The following is a 3,179-nucleotide window of genomic DNA, read 5'->3' as shown; positions in this document are numbered from 1 at the left end:
GCATGTATGCTATTTGTAGAAAGTATTGCAATAAATAGTATTGCTGCAGATAGTAATTTCATAAAAAATTTAATCTGTAATTTGTTCGCTTGTTTTTCCAAATCTTCGTTCTCTATTCTGATAATCTATGATTGCATCGTAAAAATGCTCTTTTCTAAAGTCTGGCCAAAGTATATCTGTAAAATATAATTCAGCATAGGCCATTTGCCAAAGTAAAAAATTACTAATGCGTTGTTCTCCACTAGTTCTTATCATTAAATCGACTTCGGGCAAATTAAATGTATATAAATGGTTATTTATAGTTTTTTCTGTAATTTCTTTTTCTGAAAGTTCTTTATTAACAACTTTTTTAGATATGTTTTTGATTGCGTTAACAATTTCTTCTCTAGAACCGTAACTTAATGCAAATGTTAAGATGATTTTTGTGTTTTTTTCAGTTTCAAATATTACATCATTCAAAACTTTTTGGGCTTTTTTAGGTAAGTTTTCTGTACAACCGATAGCATTTACTTTAACTCCATTTTTCATAAAGTCTGGTAATTCTTTTTTTAAGGAGTTGATAAGCAAACTCATTAAAGCATCGACTTCTAATTTTGGACGTTTCCAATTTTCAGTAGAAAAAGCATATAAAGTAATTGCGTTTACACCAATTTGTGAAGCCGCTTCCACAGATTCTCTTACAGCAGTTAAGGCATTTCTATGACCAAAAATTCTATTCATTCCCTGACTTTTAGCCCAACGCCCATTGCCATCCATAATAATGGCAACATGTTTTGGAACTCTTTGCAGGTTAATGTGTAATTTTCTATCCATATTATTTTTATAAACCTTCTCTATAACAAGGAGGTCTCCCAAATGTGTAAATTAAAGAAAAACCAGTAAAAACATACCAGTCGTTTCCTGTACCTCCAATATCTAAAGCAGGTATGCTCGTATTAGCATAGTCTAAATCATCTTCAAATGTATATCTAAATGTTGTTTGCAAAGAAAAAGCAAATTTACCATACAACTTAGATTTAAAACCTACTCCAAAGGGTATTGTATAAGAAGTTTTATCTGTAAAACTATATACACCTGGTTGTATTTCTGCTTGTACTGTTTTATAATTAAAACCTGCGAGTTCAATGCTTATATATGGTGTCCAATTTTTATCATTTGAATATACATCATATTCATAAAAATTAAAATCCATACCAACAGCTAGTTCATGTATTGTATTTTCAAAATTAAAACCTCTATTTTGTTTTAAATCTGTATCTGCATTGCTATCGTTCGCACTTATTGGTAAATAACTATAAGTTGCTTTTAAGGCAATTCTTGGGTTATAATTGTATTTAAAAAATACATTTCCAGCAATTTTATTTGGATATATGTAATTTGTCCTACCAATATCTCCAATAAAATTTGTACCTCCAACAGAAAGCCCTACTTCATATACTTGCCCCATTAAAAATGAGGAAATACTTACAAACACGATAAATAAAATACTGTTTTTCATTCTAAAAAATAGCGAGCAAATATAGGAAAATCAATTTGCTTAATAAAGTTAATACTCAGTCTTTTTTGAATAACTATTAATTTAAAGATTTATTGTGAAAAAGCTTTAAAGATTGGTTTCGTTTCTGGTGTCTTCTCCCCATAGTAATTTACTACGTAAAGTTTCTAAAAAAGATTGGTTATTTGGTATAATGCTTTGTATGGTAAAAGCTGCTTTTTTTATAAATACTTTTGTGTTTTTTGGCACTGTGTAAATTCTGGAATCTAAAGAGATTAAAAAGTCTTTTTCTCTAGAATCTACTTCTAGCTGTATGGCAGTTTCGTCTGAAATAACCATAGGCCTCGCGTTTAAATTATGAGGTGCAATAGGTGTAATTACCACATTTTTAGAGTCTGGTGATATTACTGGGCCATTGCAACTTAAAGAGTATCCTGTAGAACCGGTTGGTGTAGCAATAATTAACCCATCTGCCCAGTAATTTGTTAAATATTCTTCATTTAAATAAGTGCTAACACCAATCATAGAAGTAGTATTTTTTCTGGCGATGGTTACTTCATTTAAAGCAAAATTAAGATTCTCAAACGTATTATTTTCTGGAGTCGTTTTTACACTTAATAAATTTCTTTGTTGAATGGTATAATCGCCATTTATTAAAAGTGTAATACTTTCTTTTATGGCTTTTTTGTTTATGGTTGCTAAAAAACCTAATCTACCTGTATTTATGCCTAAAATAGGAATGTTTAAATCTCTAATATAAGTAACTGCTCTTAGTATGGTTCCATCTCCACCCAATGTAAACATTAAATCGAAAGTTGTATTTAAGTCTTTAAAATCTGAAAAAACTGGGTATTTTTTCTCTAGAATATTACCATTAACTAATAGGTTATTAAATTTTTCTTCAATAAAACAAACAATATTGTGCTCTTCTAAAACGCTTAATAGAATTTGTATTTCTTTTTCTGCGGAAATTGAGTATGATTGTCCGTAAACTGCTACTTTTTTCAAAATCAATATTATTTTCTGTTTTAAAAATGTTTTTAAACAAATGTTACATTTCCAAATATTTTTGCAAATATTCAGATCTGTTTTTTAGATCTTCTAAATACACATCATTTTCATGCGTAGAGATTATTTTATAATCGTATCTTCTAAAAGTGTGCATTACTTCATTAATATCTTCGGATACAATTTTTAAGGTAACTTGCACAATACCGTCTTTTTTTGCTGATATATATAAGCCTAATAATTTACCAGAATTAGATTCTATAATTTGCGAAATTTCGCTCATAGAATAGTCGTTTTCTATTTTTTCTATGATTAAAGTTTCGCTATTTTCTATCATAAATGGGCTTGTAGAAAATACATCTAAAACATCACACAAATCATAATAACCTATATACTCTTTATTTTTATCTAAAACAGGAATAATAGTGGTGTCATTATCTGCAAAAATTTTTAAAAGCTCTAAAACAGTGGCTTTTTCATCTGCAAAAAAAGAATTTAATAAATGTGTATACGCTACTAATTCTTCTGATTTGTTTTCTATAGTATGTATGTCATCTTCTGCAAAACAACCTAAAAGTTTGTTGTTTTCTACTACAGCAAAATGGGTTATTGGCAAATTATCAAACAGTTCTTTGGTAGCTTTTACACTACTTTTTAAACTAATGGGTTTTATTTC

The 3,179-nt window shown here is 28.7% G+C and carries 4 protein-coding genes; all 4 read right to left on the bottom strand.

Translation table 11 applies throughout. The features are described 5' to 3' along the window. Positions 1-69: 69 nt before the first annotated feature. Positions 70-813, bottom strand: coding sequence for an isoprenyl transferase (locus tag ACTG3S_RS06745; protein ID WP_439128599.1), 744 nt, complete (start codon positions 811-813; stop codon positions 70-72). Between the two features lie 7 nt (positions 814-820). Further along, positions 821-1,498: a DUF6089 family protein gene (locus ACTG3S_RS06740; RefSeq protein WP_439128598.1), complete on the bottom strand. Its 678-nt coding sequence runs from the start codon at positions 1,496-1,498 to the stop codon at positions 821-823. A 105-nt stretch (positions 1,499-1,603) separates the two neighbouring features. After that, the gene (locus tag ACTG3S_RS06735) at positions 1,604-2,503 is read right to left on the bottom strand and encodes an NAD kinase (RefSeq protein ID WP_439128597.1); all 900 of its coding nucleotides are present in this window, start codon (positions 2,501-2,503) and stop codon (positions 1,604-1,606) included. Positions 2,504-2,546: 43 nt separating this feature from the next. Further along, on the bottom strand, positions 2,547-3,179 hold a 633-nt coding region (locus ACTG3S_RS06730), incomplete at its 5' end, for a CBS domain-containing protein (RefSeq protein WP_439128596.1).

The organism is Polaribacter sp. (assembly GCF_965656025.1).
In the GTDB taxonomy this organism is placed as follows: domain Bacteria; phylum Bacteroidota; class Bacteroidia; order Flavobacteriales; family Flavobacteriaceae; genus Polaribacter.
This window is presented reverse-complemented; position numbering and strand designations above follow the sequence as displayed.